15 protein-coding genes are annotated in these 16,426 nt (G+C 36.2%); 5 read left to right on the top strand and 10 right to left on the bottom strand.

The window, feature by feature from the left end:
- Window positions 1-17: 17 nt before the first annotated feature.
- The gene (locus DX933_RS08050) at window positions 18-1,322 is read right to left on the bottom strand and encodes an extracellular solute-binding protein (RefSeq protein WP_123315936.1); all 1,305 of its coding nucleotides are present in this window, start codon (window positions 1,320-1,322) and stop codon (window positions 18-20) included.
- 297 nt (window positions 1,323-1,619) lie between these two features.
- Here DX933_RS08050 and DX933_RS08045 point away from each other — a divergent pair, with 297 nt between their 5' ends.
- The gene (locus tag DX933_RS08045) at window positions 1,620-2,804 is read left to right on the top strand and encodes an ROK family transcriptional regulator (protein WP_123315935.1); all 1,185 of its coding nucleotides are present in this window, start codon (window positions 1,620-1,622) and stop codon (window positions 2,802-2,804) included.
- A gap of 356 nt (window positions 2,805-3,160) precedes the next feature.
- Window positions 3,161-4,768, top strand: a complete 1,608-nt coding sequence (locus DX933_RS08040) for a glycoside hydrolase family 43 protein (RefSeq protein WP_123315934.1) — start codon at window positions 3,161-3,163, stop codon at window positions 4,766-4,768.
- A gap of 111 nt (window positions 4,769-4,879) precedes the next feature.
- On the opposite strand, the gene DX933_RS08035 is transcribed toward DX933_RS08040, so the two are convergent.
- The 4 genes from DX933_RS08035 to DX933_RS08025 all read right to left on the bottom strand — a co-directional run bounded on the left by DX933_RS08035 (window position 4,880) and on the right by DX933_RS08025 (window position 8,229).
- Window positions 4,880-5,572, bottom strand: coding sequence for a DNA-binding response regulator (locus DX933_RS08035; RefSeq protein WP_123315933.1), 693 nt, complete (start codon window positions 5,570-5,572; stop codon window positions 4,880-4,882).
- Between the two features lie 203 nt (window positions 5,573-5,775).
- The gene (locus DX933_RS18720; protein ID WP_263363181.1) at window positions 5,776-5,901 is read right to left on the bottom strand and encodes a hypothetical protein; all 126 of its coding nucleotides are present in this window, start codon (window positions 5,899-5,901) and stop codon (window positions 5,776-5,778) included.
- Window positions 5,902-5,977: 76 nt separating this feature from the next.
- A complete protein-coding gene (locus tag DX933_RS08030; RefSeq protein WP_123315932.1) occupies window positions 5,978-6,547 on the bottom strand; it encodes a hypothetical protein in 570 nt (189 codons plus the stop codon).
- 215 nt (window positions 6,548-6,762) lie between these two features.
- Window positions 6,763-8,229, bottom strand: a complete 1,467-nt coding sequence (locus DX933_RS08025) for an Msr family ABC-F type ribosomal protection protein (protein ID WP_123315931.1) — start codon at window positions 8,227-8,229, stop codon at window positions 6,763-6,765.
- A 565-nt stretch (window positions 8,230-8,794) separates the two neighbouring features.
- On the opposite strand from DX933_RS08025, the gene DX933_RS08020 reads away from it, so the two are divergent.
- The gene (locus DX933_RS08020) at window positions 8,795-9,526 is read left to right on the top strand and encodes a MerR family transcriptional regulator (protein WP_123315930.1); all 732 of its coding nucleotides are present in this window, start codon (window positions 8,795-8,797) and stop codon (window positions 9,524-9,526) included.
- Between the two features lie 707 nt (window positions 9,527-10,233).
- Window positions 10,234-10,656 (top strand): DUF1801 domain-containing protein, encoded by a 423-nt coding sequence (locus tag DX933_RS08015; protein ID WP_123315929.1) that lies wholly within the window; start codon window positions 10,234-10,236, stop codon window positions 10,654-10,656.
- Between the two features lie 185 nt (window positions 10,657-10,841).
- On the opposite strand, the gene DX933_RS08010 is transcribed toward DX933_RS08015, so the two are convergent.
- From DX933_RS08010 to DX933_RS08000, 3 genes are all read right to left on the bottom strand, one after another.
- Entirely contained in the window at window positions 10,842-11,249 is a 408-nt protein-coding gene (locus tag DX933_RS08010; RefSeq protein WP_123315928.1) for a hypothetical protein, read from the bottom strand.
- A 286-nt stretch (window positions 11,250-11,535) separates the two neighbouring features.
- Window positions 11,536-12,186 (bottom strand): HAD family hydrolase, encoded by a 651-nt coding sequence (locus DX933_RS08005; RefSeq protein ID WP_123315927.1) that lies wholly within the window; start codon window positions 12,184-12,186, stop codon window positions 11,536-11,538.
- Between the two features lie 21 nt (window positions 12,187-12,207).
- Complete coding sequence (locus tag DX933_RS08000) at window positions 12,208-12,843, bottom strand: HAD family hydrolase (RefSeq protein WP_123315926.1); 636 nt, start codon at window positions 12,841-12,843, stop codon at window positions 12,208-12,210.
- Between the two features lie 123 nt (window positions 12,844-12,966).
- On the opposite strand from DX933_RS08000, the gene DX933_RS07995 reads away from it, so the two are divergent.
- Entirely contained in the window at window positions 12,967-13,818 is an 852-nt protein-coding gene (locus tag DX933_RS07995; protein ID WP_190279456.1) for a LysR family transcriptional regulator, read from the top strand.
- 356 nt (window positions 13,819-14,174) lie between these two features.
- Here DX933_RS07995 and DX933_RS07990 read toward each other — a convergent pair whose 3' ends face one another.
- Complete coding sequence (locus tag DX933_RS07990) at window positions 14,175-15,278, bottom strand: glycerol dehydrogenase (protein WP_123315952.1); 1,104 nt, start codon at window positions 15,276-15,278, stop codon at window positions 14,175-14,177.
- A 373-nt stretch (window positions 15,279-15,651) separates the two neighbouring features.
- Window positions 15,652-16,107 (bottom strand): hypothetical protein, encoded by a 456-nt coding sequence (locus DX933_RS07985; protein WP_123315924.1) that lies wholly within the window; start codon window positions 16,105-16,107, stop codon window positions 15,652-15,654.
- Window positions 16,108-16,426: the final 319 nt, after the last annotated feature.

Genomic DNA, 16,426 nt, shown 5'->3' with positions numbered 1-16,426 from the left:
ATTACCAATAGAGCCGATTATTCCTCTGCCGATAATGCATCCTCATGTGCTTTCGCAAATTCCTCAGGCGTTATATCTTTACCAAATAATGCTTGAATTTGTTCCAAATGAACTTGTGCTGTACTTGCACTCATTTGAACATCAGCAAACAACGTAATATTCGTTGCACTGTTAAGGTCATTTAACACATCTACATACATTTGCGGAAGTTCCAATGACTTCGTATCCACTTTTGTTGCTGGAATGACCCCAACTTCAGTAACTGCTCTTTCTCCCCATTTTTCAGTGAAATATGCAACAAACTCTTTTGCTTCATCTTTAACTTTTGAGTTTTCCGAAACAAATAGTCCAACACCAGGTCCACCTACATAACTATTTTGATCACCTTTACCATCAACAACTGGAAATTTGAAATAGCCAACAGAATCTCTGAATTCTTGAGGGACATCTTCATTTGTTGTATAGTTTGGTAAATCCCAAGTGGCAATCAAATACATAGCTGCCTGTTCGTTCATAAACATACTTTTTGCTTCTTCATCAGAAAGACCGTTAAATCCTTTGACGAAAGCATCCATATCTACGAGTTCCTGTACATCCTTTGCAGCCTCTATAAGAGCCGGGTCTTCAAATGATTCTTCTCTTGTAATAGCCTTTGTAAGTACATCATCATCACCAATTCTATCGGCAAAATACATATACCATAAAGAACCCGTCCAACTATCCTTATTTCCTAATGCAATTGGGGCAACCCCATTATCTTTTAATGTTTTTACAACGTCTTTGAATTCATCGTAATTTTTTGGTTCTTTTAAACCATACTGATCAAAAATTGCTTTATTGTAATAGACAGAAACTATGTTTAATTCTAATGGTAAGCCATATGTTTTCCCGTCGATTGCATATGCTTCTGTTGTTCCAGATACAAAACTATCCTTTAATCCGTCATCTAAAACGTCATCTAATGAAGCAAATTTATTACCGCTTACATATGGTTGCAAGAATCCTGCAGCCCATGTCATTCCAACATCTGGCAACTCATTTGATGTAGACAATACTTTTAATTTATCTTTATATTGTTCATTACTTAATACTTCAACATCTACTTTTACGCCTTCATGCTCTTTTTCAAAATCAGCAACAATATCTTTCACAATTTTATGATGCTGCGCAGAGCTTCCTTCTGGCCAAAGATGCATGAATTTAATCGTCTTTGCATCTCCCTTATCACCTTGACTATTATCATCCGACCCAGAACAGCCTGCTAAAAACAAAAATAATGCCATGATAGAAATAAAAAATGTTAGCGCTTTCCTTTTCCCCATTGTGACACCTCCGAATTTTTAAAAGATATACCGTTTTACGGGTTAAATAAAGAATACCACGCTTGACATTGTTTGTCTAGTGAATAAACTAAGTTTTTTCGAGATGTTTATGATATAATCAGATTTAACTTCATGTACTAACATTAACAATCTTCATGAGTACATATACCTTTTATGAAACTTGTATAAATCAGATATTCATAGTATTACTCCATTTCATCGGTAGTTTACGCTATTTATTTTTTAAAACCTACTATCTAAAACTAATACACTATATCAAGAAAAGAGTTGACTACAATGGCCTTAAACAAAACTTGGAACCAACATGTTGTAAAAAAGGAAAATAAATCTTTAGTTCTTAACGTCATTCAATCATCCTCTCCTATTTCTAGAGCGGACATTGCATCTATAACTGGACTTAATAAAGGAACCGTTTCATCTCAGGTAACCGAACTTATTGACGAACATTTAATCTACGAATCAGGTCCTGGGAAATCTAGCGGTGGTAGAAGGCCAGTCATGCTTCTATTTAATAAAATCGCCGGCTATTCAATCGGAATTGATCTAGGTGTAAATTATATTCTTGGTCTGCTTACCGATTTAGAAGGAAATATTTGTAAAGAGAACTATATAAAAATTAAAGACCTATCTTTTGATGAAATCATGGAGAAGCTCTATGAAGTAATAGATTCACTAATTGCGTCCGCCCCTTCAAGCCCATACGGAATAATCGGGATTGGGATTGGAGTCCCTGGTACAGTTGATAATAACGGTAATATTCTTTTGGCACCAAATTTAAAATGGAAAAATATTCACTTAAAAGAAATCCTTGAAGAAAAATATCACATACCTATCGTAATAGAAAACGAAGCCAACGGGGGAGCCCACGGTGAAAGGAAATTCGGAATCGGTATGGACACAAAACATATTGTTTACGTGAGTATTGGTATCGGAATCGGAGTCGGGCTTAATTTAAATGGTGAGTTGTATAAAGGCAATAACGGTTTTTCTGGTGAACTTGGACATATGACAATCGATATAAATGGGAAAGATTGCCGTTGTGGCAGTAAAGGATGTTGGGAACTTTATGCATCCGAACAAGCTTTAGATGATTATGCTGCACAACTAAAACTAACGTCTTTATCCGAAGAGGAAATTTCACTAGAAAGTTTACTATCACTTGCTGAAAAAGGCGATGAAAAAGGAATCGCCTTATTTGAAGAAATTGGAAATCAAGTTGGGATTGGATTAAAAAACATCGTTAATATTTTCAACCCTGAACAAATCATTGTCGGAGGACGCCTAGCCGCAGCCAAGAAATGGTTAATAGCGCCAATAAAAAAACAGTTAGATCAAACACAATTATTTCAACAACAAGACTTACAAGTGGACTTTTCTAGCCTATCAACACATTCCGCCGCAATGGGAGTAGCAGCTTTTGCCGTAGAGGAATTTTTACAAAATAATCTACACAAAGCGTGAGTATATAATACTGTTTATCGCATTTAAAACGAGCAAGCCAATATTATCTTCTAGCTGTGACTGTTAAAACGAGGGTTTGGCGCATTTGATTTTATTGCTGCAACTATTAAAAATAAAAAGCACATGTATGATATTTTCTATAGCCTCCTTTTACGCTCTAAGAAGGAGCCTATTTTTATTAAATATACTTTGTTTGTCGATTGGACAAACTATATGTTATGATAGTATGAGCACAGACAAATTCAAGCATTTTTGACAAAGTAAATGTAAACCTTTTCAACAAACTGGAGGTATATTAACTCCATGCTGATTTACATTAGGTGTAACAAAAAATATATTAATAGAGGTGGTTCATTATGGCAACGATAACAAATCCCATTTTAACTGGCTTTAACCCTGATCCAAGTATTTGTCGTGCGGGCGAAGACTATTATATCGCAGTATCTACATTTGAATGGTTTCCCGGTGTAGGGATCTATCATTCAAAGGATTTGAAAAACTGGTATCTTATATCAAGACCACTTCAGCGCTTGAGTCAATTAAATATGTCAGGTAATCCCGATTCAGGCGGGGTTTGGGCACCTCAACTTTCTTATGCTGATGGTAAGTTTTGGCTCATCTACACTGACGTCAAAGTTACCGAAGGACAGTGGAAAGATTCCCATAATTATTTAGTTACATGTGATACCATCGACGGTGAATGGTCTGAACCTATATTTCTAAATAGCTCTGGATTTGACCCTTCTTTATTTCACGATGATGATGGAAGAAATTATTTAGCAAATATGTTCTGGGACCATCGGATTGGTAATCATAACTTTTACGGTATTGTTTTGCAAGAATACGACCATGAAAATAGAAAGCTAATCGGAAAATCTGAAATTATTTTTAAAGGCACAGACGTGATGCTAACGGAAGCACCCCATATTTACAAAATAAATGGCTATTATTATTTACTTACTGCTGAAGGTGGCACAAAATATGACCATCAAGCAACTATCGCACGTTCAAAGAACTTATGGGGGCCGTATGAAGTACATCCAGAAAACCCATTGATCACATCATTTCCATACCCAAGAAATCCTTTACAAAAGGCTGGACATGCTTCCTTTGTTCAGACACACACGGACGAATGGTTTTTAGTTCATTTAACAGGACGTCCATTGCCAAAAGAAGGACAACCTTTACTTGATCCTAGGGGCTTCTGTCCACTTGGACGTGAAACCGCAATCCAACGCATGGAATGGAAAAATGACTGGCCTTACATTGTTGGCGGCAACCAGCCTTCCGTTGAAATTGAGGGACCTGCTATTGATGAAGTGAAATTGCAACCGGATTATCCAACGATAGATGATTTTAATTCAAATGATTTAAACTTACATTTTCAAACATTACGGATTCCACTGGAGAAAAACATCTTATCTTTAGAAGATAATCCAGGACATTTACGACTATACGGAAAAGAGTCGTTGACTTCAAAATTCACGCAAGCATTTATTGCAAGACGCTGGCAACACTTTAATTTCACAGCTGAAACAAAAGTAGCATTTAGCCCAAATTCCTTCCAACAAGCAGCCGGTCTCGTGAATTATTATAATACGCAAAATTGGACAGCACTACAAATTACATGGCATGAGGAAAAAGGAAGAATTTTAGACTTAACAACATGTGACAATTTCACCTTTGACCAACCCTTAAAAGGAAATGAAATTATTATTCCTGAACATGTCGCATATGTTTATTTACGGGTAGACGTCCAAACAAATATTTACACCTACTCCTATTCATTTGATGGAGTAAACTGGACAGCGATTCCGATAAACTTTTATTCATATAAACTATCAGACGATTATATTAACGGTGGCGGTTTCTTTACAGGGGCCTTTGTCGGAATGCAGTGTCAAGACGGTTCCGGTCAAAATTTACCCGCCGACTTTGACTACTTTAAATATCAAGAAAAGTAAACAAGTCTTTTAGCCTTCCCCACCTGCCTTGCAATGCTCATCGAGTGAAATTTAACTTGTGAAATATACAGTTAAATTTCACTCGATTTGATTTATCTAGGATTCGCGGAATCATACAGCATGGCATGAACTTCTACCACAGGGAACGTGGAATTCTACCATGGAATGTGATTCTTCTACCATAGGGGCCGCGGAATTCGGTCGTTTAATATTCACGGTCAGTGTATTTTCTTCTACAAATCCTTCCTCATCCCAAATAGCCGATAACAACTGCTGCCTCGTCACTACATTGGGATAGGCCTTGAAAAGCATATTACAAAGCTGCAGCTCCTTCACTGTTAATATCTCTTCCTGCATATCCGTCGATAAACGCACTGTATCCAGATTCAAAACCGTATTCCCCAGTTTCATCGTTTGAGACTCATCTTCTTTGGCATATTCCCCATAAGTACGACGAATTTGTCCATTGATTTTCGCCCGGACAACATCCATCACAAACGGTTTCGTAATAAAATCATCCGCACCATTTTCAATCCCATATACTTGATCCAATTCACTCATTCTTGCGGATAGAATCATAATCGGACAGGTGGATACCGTTCTTATCTTTCTTGACCAGTAATATCCATCAAAGGCAGGCAGATTGATATCCATCATAACTAAATGCGGCTCCACCTCTTGAAACACATCAAATACCTTCTCAAAGTCTTCAATGAGATAACAGAAATATCCATATTTCTCCAGATGGTTCTTTAAGGTTTCTGCTATATTCTGCTCATCTTCCACAATAAGTATTTTGTACATCGGATCATCCGCCTTCTAACTATTGTTCATTCATTGTTAAGCAAATAAGATGTATTACCATTATAAGATGTATCGCAATTTATATAAATGAAAACAATATACATATCCCAAAATTAATCCGTTTTGCTGATCATACTTTGAAAAATTTTGAAAAATAGAAAAAATCAAGGACCGTAAAAACCCCTGCTTTTTTCACCATGAATTTAATAAATTCCAACAAACTTTGGTTTTGGATCCGTCATGCGGACACTTCGATTAAAACTATCAAGCACTAATTTCGCTTTTAGTTCTTCGTATTCAGGATGATTCCATGCTGCATATGCCTCCACTGCGATTGTCGCACCCTGGCTGTTTAATGAATACCATCTAAGGGCAAATGTAGCCCGTTCCTATTTTCTATTGTTGTCATTTCGCTGGCATCATAGAAGCGGGAACATTCCACACTTCACCTGTACCTTTATGATAAGCCTTTAACGTTCCTTCATACACCAATTTCAATTCGGATAGTTCCTGAAGGTCACATGGTGCAATCAAAGACAGTGGCTGCTCGAACTGAATGATATGGCATCCTTTTAACACGGAAGCAACGAATTGCGAACAGAATAACGCTTTTTCTCTTTTGATAGGTCTCTTGATGATAAATCCGAATAAGCCTAAAAAATTATAGCGATACGATTCCTTTTCACTTTCTATTTCCTGTATAAAACTTTTCATTTGATTGAATTGAAATTCCGTTACGGATAAGGCATAAATGGCACAATCCGCCTGTGTAAACAACCCCTGCTTTACATCCTCTTTCACAAACCCTCCAACAAAAGGATTCCCGGCTTTTTTTCTACCAAAACTATAAACGTCAGATAATGCAGCATCCAGGGAAATGGATGCATGATTATATCGTTTCTTTGTAAATAACTTAATCAGTTTTGTAAAGAATGAACCCGTATCTGATAATAGGATATATACCTTTTTTTCCATCCCCATTCCCCCCTTCACCTTTATCAACCAATTCATTTATATCTACAATGTACACATCAAAACATAAGAAATACTTCATCTATTTCTTAAGAAAACCTTAAAGTTACCAAAAAAATAACTGGACCCATATGCGGATCCAGTTAAGTTTGGTATTGAAATGATGAAGCAAAATGGGGCTAAGATATCCCATTGCGGATGATTGCTGTGTTTCACTATTAATGCGTAGAATGTTTTAACACGAGCTGTTGGTCCTTGATTTCATATACATCATCTGCTACACAATCAATAAAGGTTGAATCGTGGGACACAAGAATTACCGTTCCATCATATCCATGGATAAACTGCTCCAAAGCTTCCAAACAATAAATGTCTAAAAAATTGGTCGGCTCATCCATCATGAGCACATTATATCTTCCTAAAAATAAACGACATAACACCAAACGAATGGCTTCTCCACCACTTAAATGTTGAACATGCTTTTTAATATCATTTCCGTGGAAATTCATCGCATGAAGAACAGACCTGATCTTACTCTCTCGATAATCGCTTCTTGCCTTCATATAGCTTATTACCGTCTCATCTGTTGTAAATTGGTAATCCATCTGCTGATAGGAACCGATAACAGCCTTTGGTGACATGATGATTCCTTCACCTTGCTGCAGGATATGACGTAGCAACGTTGTTTTGCCTGAACCATTCTTTCCCGTAATAACAATGGTTTTTCCTAATGGAAATTGAAAATTTGCCTCTTGAAGCAGTACATTGTCTCCTTGTTGTAAATTCAATCGATCTGCCATAATTGGAAATTTATTATGCAATTGCAGCTGTTCTGACTGATGAAAACGGATGATTTGTTCCTCTTTTGGTGCTGTTACTTCTTCCAGCTGTTCCACTCTTTTCTCCAATGCCTTCGCTGCACGTTGTACGGACTTTTGACTCGTTCCTTTTGATTTGGTCATATGCATTTTATTGGGTATTGCTTTTGTATCCCGGATTTTCCCACTTGCCTGGGTAATTTTTTCAGCTTTTTTCATTTTTTCATCCGCCGCTTTGATTAAGCGCGATTTTTCTTTCACATAACTTTCATGTTGCGCTTGCTGCTGTTCCCGCTCCAAGTTTTTCTGGTCAACATACGCTTCGTAATTCCCTGCATATTCCGTTACAACACCATCTTTAACCTCCCAAATTTTCGTAACCAGCTGATCCAGCACGGAACGATCATGACTGACAAGAACCAGTGCGCCATAATAGTAGGTTAACTCATCTATAAAAAACTGCTTCCCTTCTTCATCCAAATGGCTGGTCGGTTCGTCAATCAGTAACCCTTCATGATAGCTTGAAAAAATCTGCGCAAGCTTCAACCTGGTGATTTCTCCACCGCTAAAACTTTCTATTTCATGTTGTGGGATGGATAATTTGCCTTTTAGATCATAGTCAACGTCACCATCCTCCGGTGAAGAAATCTGATCAAAATAATCAAATTCAATATGACGCATTACTTTCCCTCTAGTTGGTTCAACCATACCTGCTATTAACTTTAACAGCGTACTTTTTCCAGCGCCGTTTTTTCCAACAACACCAATGCGGTCAAACTGATGTACCGCCAAGCGTTCTATTGTCAATATCGTCTTATCTAAATAATCTATTTCTACATGTTTTAATTCAAAACAAACTTTTTCCATTTTTGCTACCTCCCGAAAATAATTATTTTCGTACCGATAGCTAGGATCGATACGAGCTTTATTTCAACTAAAAGCCCGTATCAAAAGAATAATAAAAATTGCATCGCTTTTTCCTCCCATCCACGTAAATAAAAAAATCACAAGCATCTGCCTGTGATAGTAAGTAAAGGGATCATTTTATTTAAAAATAAAAAAGACTGAACAGCCAGCCTTCCTCAGCATGATATATCGAGTCATTTACAAAACAAAATTTTATAATGCTGTAGAATGAAGATTATAATTAGAAAAGGACAGACCAATCCCTTTACTCTGTAAATACAAACAGAGTCTTTGAACGTATTTAATTACCGGTTCAAAGTTGGGAAACGTAGTCTCATTTTCAATAATCCTCCTAATATTTATCATTCATGTATTATTGTGGACTACTTTTTTATGAATGTCAACGGCTAGTGAAAGCGCGCGACCAACATAAGTCAAACAACTACTTTCAAAAAAACTTTATTTTAGGATTGACTCTCACGTTACGGGATACTTTAATATAAGGACTGAAGGGAGGGAAAACAAGATGAAAGTAAAGGAAGTTGCTGATTTAGCAGGAATTAGTGTGCGTACACTACATCATTATAATGAAATTGGATTATTAATCCCTGCAGAGACCACAGATGCTGGTTATCGGGTTTATTCAGAAACAAATCTTGAAACGCTGCAGCAAATCTTGTTTTTTAAAGAGCTCGGCTTCCCTTTAAAGAAAATTAAAGAAATCATTCAAAATCCATCATTTGATCGTCAGGAAGCACTTATCATGCAGCATAAAATGCTACTGGAAAAGAAATATCGACTTGATCAAATGATTGGTACGATTGAAAAAACAATTCAACACTCGAAAGGAGGAATACAAATGTCAAATCAAGAAAAATTTGCAGGCTTTGACTTTAGCCATAACCCATATGAACAAGAAGCAAGAGAAAAGTGGGGTGACAAGGCAGTGAATCAAGCAAATGAGAAAGCAAAAAACATGACTTCCTTTGACCAGGAAAAATTTAATGATGTTTTTCGCAGCCTGGCAGCAATCCGTCACCTTCCACCTGAATCCAACGAAGCACAAGCAGGTATAGATAAATGGTATCAATTCTTAAACAAGCTAGGTAACCATTACACACTGGAAGCTTTCAAAGGACTAGGCCAAATGTATGTGGAAGACGAACGCTTCACAACAAACATTGACCAATTCGGGGATGGACTGGCTGTATTTATGCGTGATGCTATGGAAATCTATGCAGATAAAAACAAATCATAAGGTATTCTCCATGTATCAATTTAGGTAAATTAAGTAATGGAATTTAAAAATGAAAGAAGATGCTTCCGGGCTTTAAACTGGGGGCATCTTCTTTTCATATGAAATAGCTAGCCGGTTTCATATGTTGATCTGACAAATTGCCTAAAACACACGCGAACCTTAATATATCTCAGCATAATTTATAATGATATATTTATAGGGCTTTTCTTCAACTATGTTATAGCAAAAGGTAGCTAGCAAATAAAGTGAAGCTTCAATCAGTGGGGGGGTTTTCGCACTTCTCCCACTGATTGTTAGTTGAACCAATCAGGCCTTTACTGGCTGTTGATCCCACACTTACAATCTTGTTATCAACAAAAATTCTTGAGGCGGGGGGCTGTTATTCTGTGATAAATCCCTATTTCGTAACTTCGTATATTTATAAAGTTTACTTTTGTGGTGTTTCAGATTGTGCAATTAAAATCATTGATGTAATAATTGTAGTTATATTGAATTGTGTAGTGGAACAAATCAAATATCAATAACATATCGGCAAATACGATAGAAGCTGGAGAAAATGTACTTATAAATTGTATGCTAGCTTCCAATTTCCTATGATGTTTTGTAAGTACTTGCAAGTTTCAGTATAATGTAATTGAATTAAGACTTAAACCATGGAAAATCTATCATTTTATCGAATACATATTTTAAGACAGGAGGGCATCAATATGTCCGAACCAAAAATGAGAGAAACTGACAAAAGTGTCATTGAATTTATTGAAGGTATAGAAAATGAAAAGAAAAAAGCGGATGCGTATCAGCTATTAGAAATCTTTCAAGAAGTAACTGGTTTTGAGGCGAAAATGTGGGGACCAAGCATTATTGGCTTTGGCAATTATCATTATAAATATGCATCTGGACGTGAAGGAGACGCACCTCTAGCAGCTTTTTCACCAAGAAAAGCAAAACATAGTCTTTATCTGGACTATGGAGGTGAAGACAGGGATAAATTTTTAGAAAGCTTTGGAAAGCACACAAAAAGTAAAGCATGTATTTATGTGAATAAGTTAGCTGATATCGATACCAATGTATTAAAGAAATTAATAAAACATACTGTTGAAAAATATCAAAAGCTATACCCCAATGAATAAATGTGTTAACAAAGATTAAAACATTGGAAATTGATTTTGCATAATTATTATCTTTTCGTTGTACTATTTTTATTTGCCTAGAAGTCCTGCTTTAACTCTGCAAGACCTGGAACAGGACTTCTTGCCATTCGAATAATTGTTCGTTTTCCTATAATTATTTTCATCATGAATTTATTAAACTGGAATTACGAGCCATGTCGTATAATAACCTTATCTAACGCTATAATAAAATAAGGCCTTGTCATCCCGGTATTCGCATATTCCTCATCGGCAATATTCCAATTGCGCAATGTCACATTCACTCCACCTATTTTATTTTCCATTTTGTCAATTGGTAATGTCCCTTTCACACTGTAGTACACCGTAAAATTATAAGGGTATTCTTCTTCTCTATCAGAAAAGTCCATTACTGTTAAAGGATAATCAACATGTATTCCAAACTGTGTTAAATAAGCAACCGCATCAGGATATTGCTTCCGAAATTTGTTGTGGAATATTCCACAAGCATCACAGTCACATTGTTCATTAAAGACATCACGATATGAACTAGTGCTTTCCTTATCAACTTGGATCTTGTTTGTCATCGTCTCCAAATATTGTCACTCCCCTTCAGTTAAATGATTTACTTTCAACTAATTTTATATGTCCGCCTATGATGTGGTGGTTTTGATTAATCGTTTCAATATTCCAATCCCACCACTTGATCGCTAACCAGTCCCCAATAAAGTGAAACTTCAATCAGTGGGGTTCTGTGGTAAATTGTACATTTTTATTTCCTTCTAATGGAAACGGGGTTGTTGGATTTGGTCCAAAGCTTTTAGGTTCAGGCACCAAATCATTCCTTTAATATACAGTTGGAAATTTAATTTATTGTTTCCTTCAATTTTTCCTATCTACAGTTTGTAAATATTGTTTGAATGCTTCTACACTATGAAACATTTGATCTGGTTGAATTTCAAAAGCTGGTGTCTGGTAATTAGGCAACCATTGCACCCCAATTGTTTGTACGTTAGCTTGTTTGCCAGCTAAAATGTCAGCTTCACTATCTCCAAGGAACATAGCCTCACTGTTTTTTATTTTAAGTTGATCCAAGGCTTTATTTACACCCTCTGGATAGGGCTTTGGTATATCTACATCGTCCCCAGTAATGATGACATCAAATAGATCATTCATCTGAAGACACTCTAAAGATAATAGCAAGCTTCTTCTTGCTTTCCCAGTTACAATTCCTAATTTATAGCCTTCGTGTTTTAATTGTTGAAGTAAGTGGTTCATTTCCTCATTATCCAAAACGAGTTCTCTATGCTTCTCTCTGTATTTTTCGTAATATAATTCGATTGCTTGCTCATGATTTGGATCTACTAGATTTTCTCTAATAATACCAGTCTCAGAGGGACCGAACATAGCTTTAATCTCATCTGTAGTCAGTTCCTTATTATCAAATGCTTTAAATACGGCTTGAAACGAATAAAAACAGATGGGTAAAGTGTCTGCAAGCGTGCCATCAAAATCAAAAATTATCGCCTTCATTATTACAATCCTCCATCAAATTTATTCATCATTTTCATTTTCTATTAGTGTTAAAATATCTTTCGGATTTTCCAGTATAAAGTCCGCCGATTCAAATCCTTCTACTGTTTTAGCTCCCCATAAGGCAAGCGCGAATTTCACTCCAGCAGACTTGGCACATTGCATATCATAAATAGAATCTCCGATGTAAATGGCGTCATGTTGGGAAGCATCTAAACCATCTAAACAAGCTAATAAGGGATCGGGATATGGCTTGTGATTCTCTGTGTCATCCGCATTTATTGTGAACTGAAAAAAATCGTTCAATCCGAATGGTGCAAATTCATCTTTCATTTCTTGCTGTGTTTTCGATGTAACAATACCCATTTTTACATGTTTATTAAATAGATCTGTTAAAATTTCTTCTATTTCTTTAAATACTTGTACTTCTTTGGAAAACGCCAATACGGTGTTTGACCACTTTGAATGCACCCGCTCCACGTCTGTAACATGAAGTCTTCGGAGTGTTTCTTTACCTGGTATTCCTAATGCAAATCTCAATTCCTCTGTTTGATATTCCTTTCCTTCACTTGCCAACACGTGTTGTAAAGATTTTAAAATAGCCGCTTCAGTATCTAATATGGTTCCATCCACATCAAAAATCAAATAATTAAACATTTCCTATCACCTCTATAAATTATATCTTTGATTAAATTGTATCTCATATAGTATTATTTGTTTAACGAATTTATTGGATAACTATAATCGATTTTTTCGATTATTTATTGGGAGATGGATAAGATGGATAAAGAACAACTGGATACATTTTTATCATTGGTCATTTATAAAAACTTCACTAAAAGTGCTGAAATGTTACATGTAGCCCAATCAACTGTTTCCGCTAGACTGAAAAGCCTCGAACAAGAATTAGGAAAGCCTTTACTAAAAAGAACAAAGAAAAGCGTAGAACTTACTCCCTCGGGGTTCATTTTTTTAACTTATGCAAAAAGAATCATTGAATTATTTGAGGAAAGCAAAAAAGAGCTTGCATTAGACGGTCAATATACGGAACGTTTCGTATTAGGTGGACCATCGTCAGCGTGGAACTATATTTTCCGGGATGCACTTTCTACATTTGCAATGGAAAATAGAAATGTATCCTTAGAACTTAAAACACATTCATCGGAAAATACGATTAGCAAAGTGCTGGATGGCGTTATTGATCTTGGGGTATCTTATACAAAACCAACCCATCCAAATATACTGGTACACGAACACATTGAGGATCATTTTAAATTCGTATCCAGATTTCCATTAGATAGGCCTATTCAAGTGGAAGATTTTAATAGTAAGAAATTCATCTTAAACAATTGGGGGGATGCTTTCTTGGAATGGTACATGGGGTTGGCAGGTATGAATCAATTACCGGCATTATCAATGAATCAAACAGCAATCGTGTTAAAAATGATAGAAGAACAAGATTATTTTACTTTATTACCATCTATGATAGCTCAACCATTTATTAATGATAAAAAGTTATGCTACCTGGAAAGTGAATTTGAAATGCCAGCCCATCATATGTATATATTCACCCCAAAGGATTTGAAAAAGGAACCAACCATTCATAAAATATTGGAATTGTTAAAGAAATAATTATTGAAATGATATATTATTTACACATAAGGGCCCAACCACTGACCACGCATTTTGATTAACAATAGGATTGGGTTTTACATTGAATTAGCACTTAGCAACCAAGAGGAAATTATCAAATATTCTTCAGGTGCATTAAAGCAAATGAGCACAATTTAGCATGCAACAGCGCTTCTTTTCCGACAATCCATTTCTTCCCTATCGTTTAATCCTTCTCATAATAAAAAACGAACTGCAATAGCAAAAGCTGTACGCTCTGTTACTATCGCAGTTCAGTTTATCTGCTTGTAAATCATTTTATGCAACTAGTTCTACTACCTCTTCACCGTACGATCTATCCAATGGTTGATGATGAATTAATTTCGATAATATTCGGCCAATGCGTTTGCAGATATAATCGCCTGGTATACATCATCTGGAGTAACTGGATGTGGCATATTCTTCATCGTATCTCCTTCTGCACAGGCAGTTTCTGCAACTAGTCGCCATTCCTCTTCTCTAAATTCATCCAGACCAAGATCACTTAATGTTAATGGCAAGCCAATTTCCTTAATAAAATGAATAACTGTTTCAATTTCTTCTTTTGGAGCATTTTCTAATACGAGTTGTGTAAGCACACCAAATACGACTTTTTCACCGTGCTGTGCTCGATGAAGGGATGGAACAGCCGTCATTCCATTGTGAACAGCATGGGCAGCAGCTAAACCACCTGCTTCAGCTCCTACACCGCTTAAATATATCGTTGCTTCAATAATATTTTCAACTGCTGGAGTAGAAACCCCTTGGTCCACTGCAAGTTTGGCTTGTAAACCATATTCTAAAATTGTTTCATAACACAATTTAGCTAACCCTAATCCAGAAAGTGATGGTTTTAAATTCACTAAGTTATCACCATTTTTACGGTAACATGCACGTGCTTCAAAATAGGTAGCCAATGCATCACCTATACCTGCTACAAAGAAGCGGGTTGGAGCAGCAGCTAATATTTTACTATCGGCTAATACTACATCTGGATTCGACGGCAAGAACAAATAACGATCAAATGAACCGTCTGGATTATAGATTACAGCAAGTGCCGTACACGGCGCGTCTGTTGAAGCAATCGTAGGAAAAATAACTACCGGCAATTGTTCATAATAGGCGGTTGCTTTAGCTGTATCTAATGTTTTTCCGCCTCCAATTCCCACAATCACATTAGCACCTGATTTCCTAACCGCTTCACGGTGACTATCAATTTCCTCTTGGCTAATTTCATAATTGAACTTCACGAACTCACTTTTATGATCTTCTCTCGCAAAAGATTTACCAGCTTCTTCTTTTGCACGTTCCAATATAAATTCATCACAGATAACATAGGCATGATCACCATAAGTCTTTGTATATGTAGATAAATCACCTAATAGGTCTTGACCCACAATAAATTTCTTAGGTGATGTAACAGATTTAACAGTACCAGACATCATTAAACACGCTCCTCATATTTCATTTACATCTTACTATTTACATATTACACCCAAAAATACCTGTTACCTATAATTTTGCATCTTATGATGTCATTTCATTCCATCCAATTTATTCGTGATAGCTGCTAAATCCTACATCTTTGACCGTCACATAATATTCAATTATAAATAAAGTGAAACTCCAATCAGTAGGGGATTTCCGCCCTTTCCCCACTGATTGTTAGTTGAACGAATCAACCTTTACTGGCTGTTGATCCCCCACTTATAACTCTTGTTAGCAACAAAAATGCTTGATGTGGGGGTCTTACAGCCAGTTAATCTGTGGTAAAAAAATTTGCCGGAGACTTATATCATCTCCGGCAAATTTACTTTAATTTGTATGATTTAACTTGTGGATTAGGGCTGGTAATTCGCTCATCGTTTCGATGGTGTCATGTGCACCCTTTTCTATAAAGCGTTGTTTAACGTCGGCTATTTTTGCTGTTTGCTCAGCTGCGGGTAATTGCGCAAACATATCGTGTTTTTCTTGGGCACTTTGAATAAAATATGTACTCATTTTAATTAAATCTGCTTGCATCGTTTTTCCTTCAGCCATTAACTTCCCACCCAATTCTGAGGTAGCTAATGATTGAACTGTATATTTGCCTTCAAAACCAGCGCCATCCAATGTTTCTTTCCAAGCATTTACTGCTTCTTCATCCGCATTCGTTAAAAAAACAACTTTATCATCATTTCCTTTTCCACTTGATTCACCAGAAGTTGTACTACATGCTGTTGCTACAAACAGGATAAACATTAAAATAAGTATAGTTGATATTTTTTTCATCATATTATTCTCCTTTTAAGATACGCGGGCGCGGCGTAATTTCACTGCTGCTTTATTCTTCCGTTTTATTTTTTGTAATCCATCACAACCGAACTTTACAACTAGATTCGTCATAAATATTAAAATCGATAAAACGAAAATATCATTGAATTGAGCAAAATGCTGTAACTCCTTAATTTTACTAGCAACTACTGTGTTTTGCAAGCAATAAGTTGAGAATAATGCAATGAAAAGTCGAGAACTTTGCCAAGCCCTTTTCTTATTCTGTTTGATGATTCGATAGTGCGTGTCTCACCCTATAACTGTCGCCAGTAAAACT

The organism is Ornithinibacillus gellani (assembly GCF_003730295.1).
GTDB classification, from domain to species: Bacteria; Bacillota; Bacilli; order Bacillales; family Amphibacillaceae; genus Ornithinibacillus_A; species Ornithinibacillus_A gellani.
This window is presented reverse-complemented; position numbering and strand designations above follow the sequence as displayed.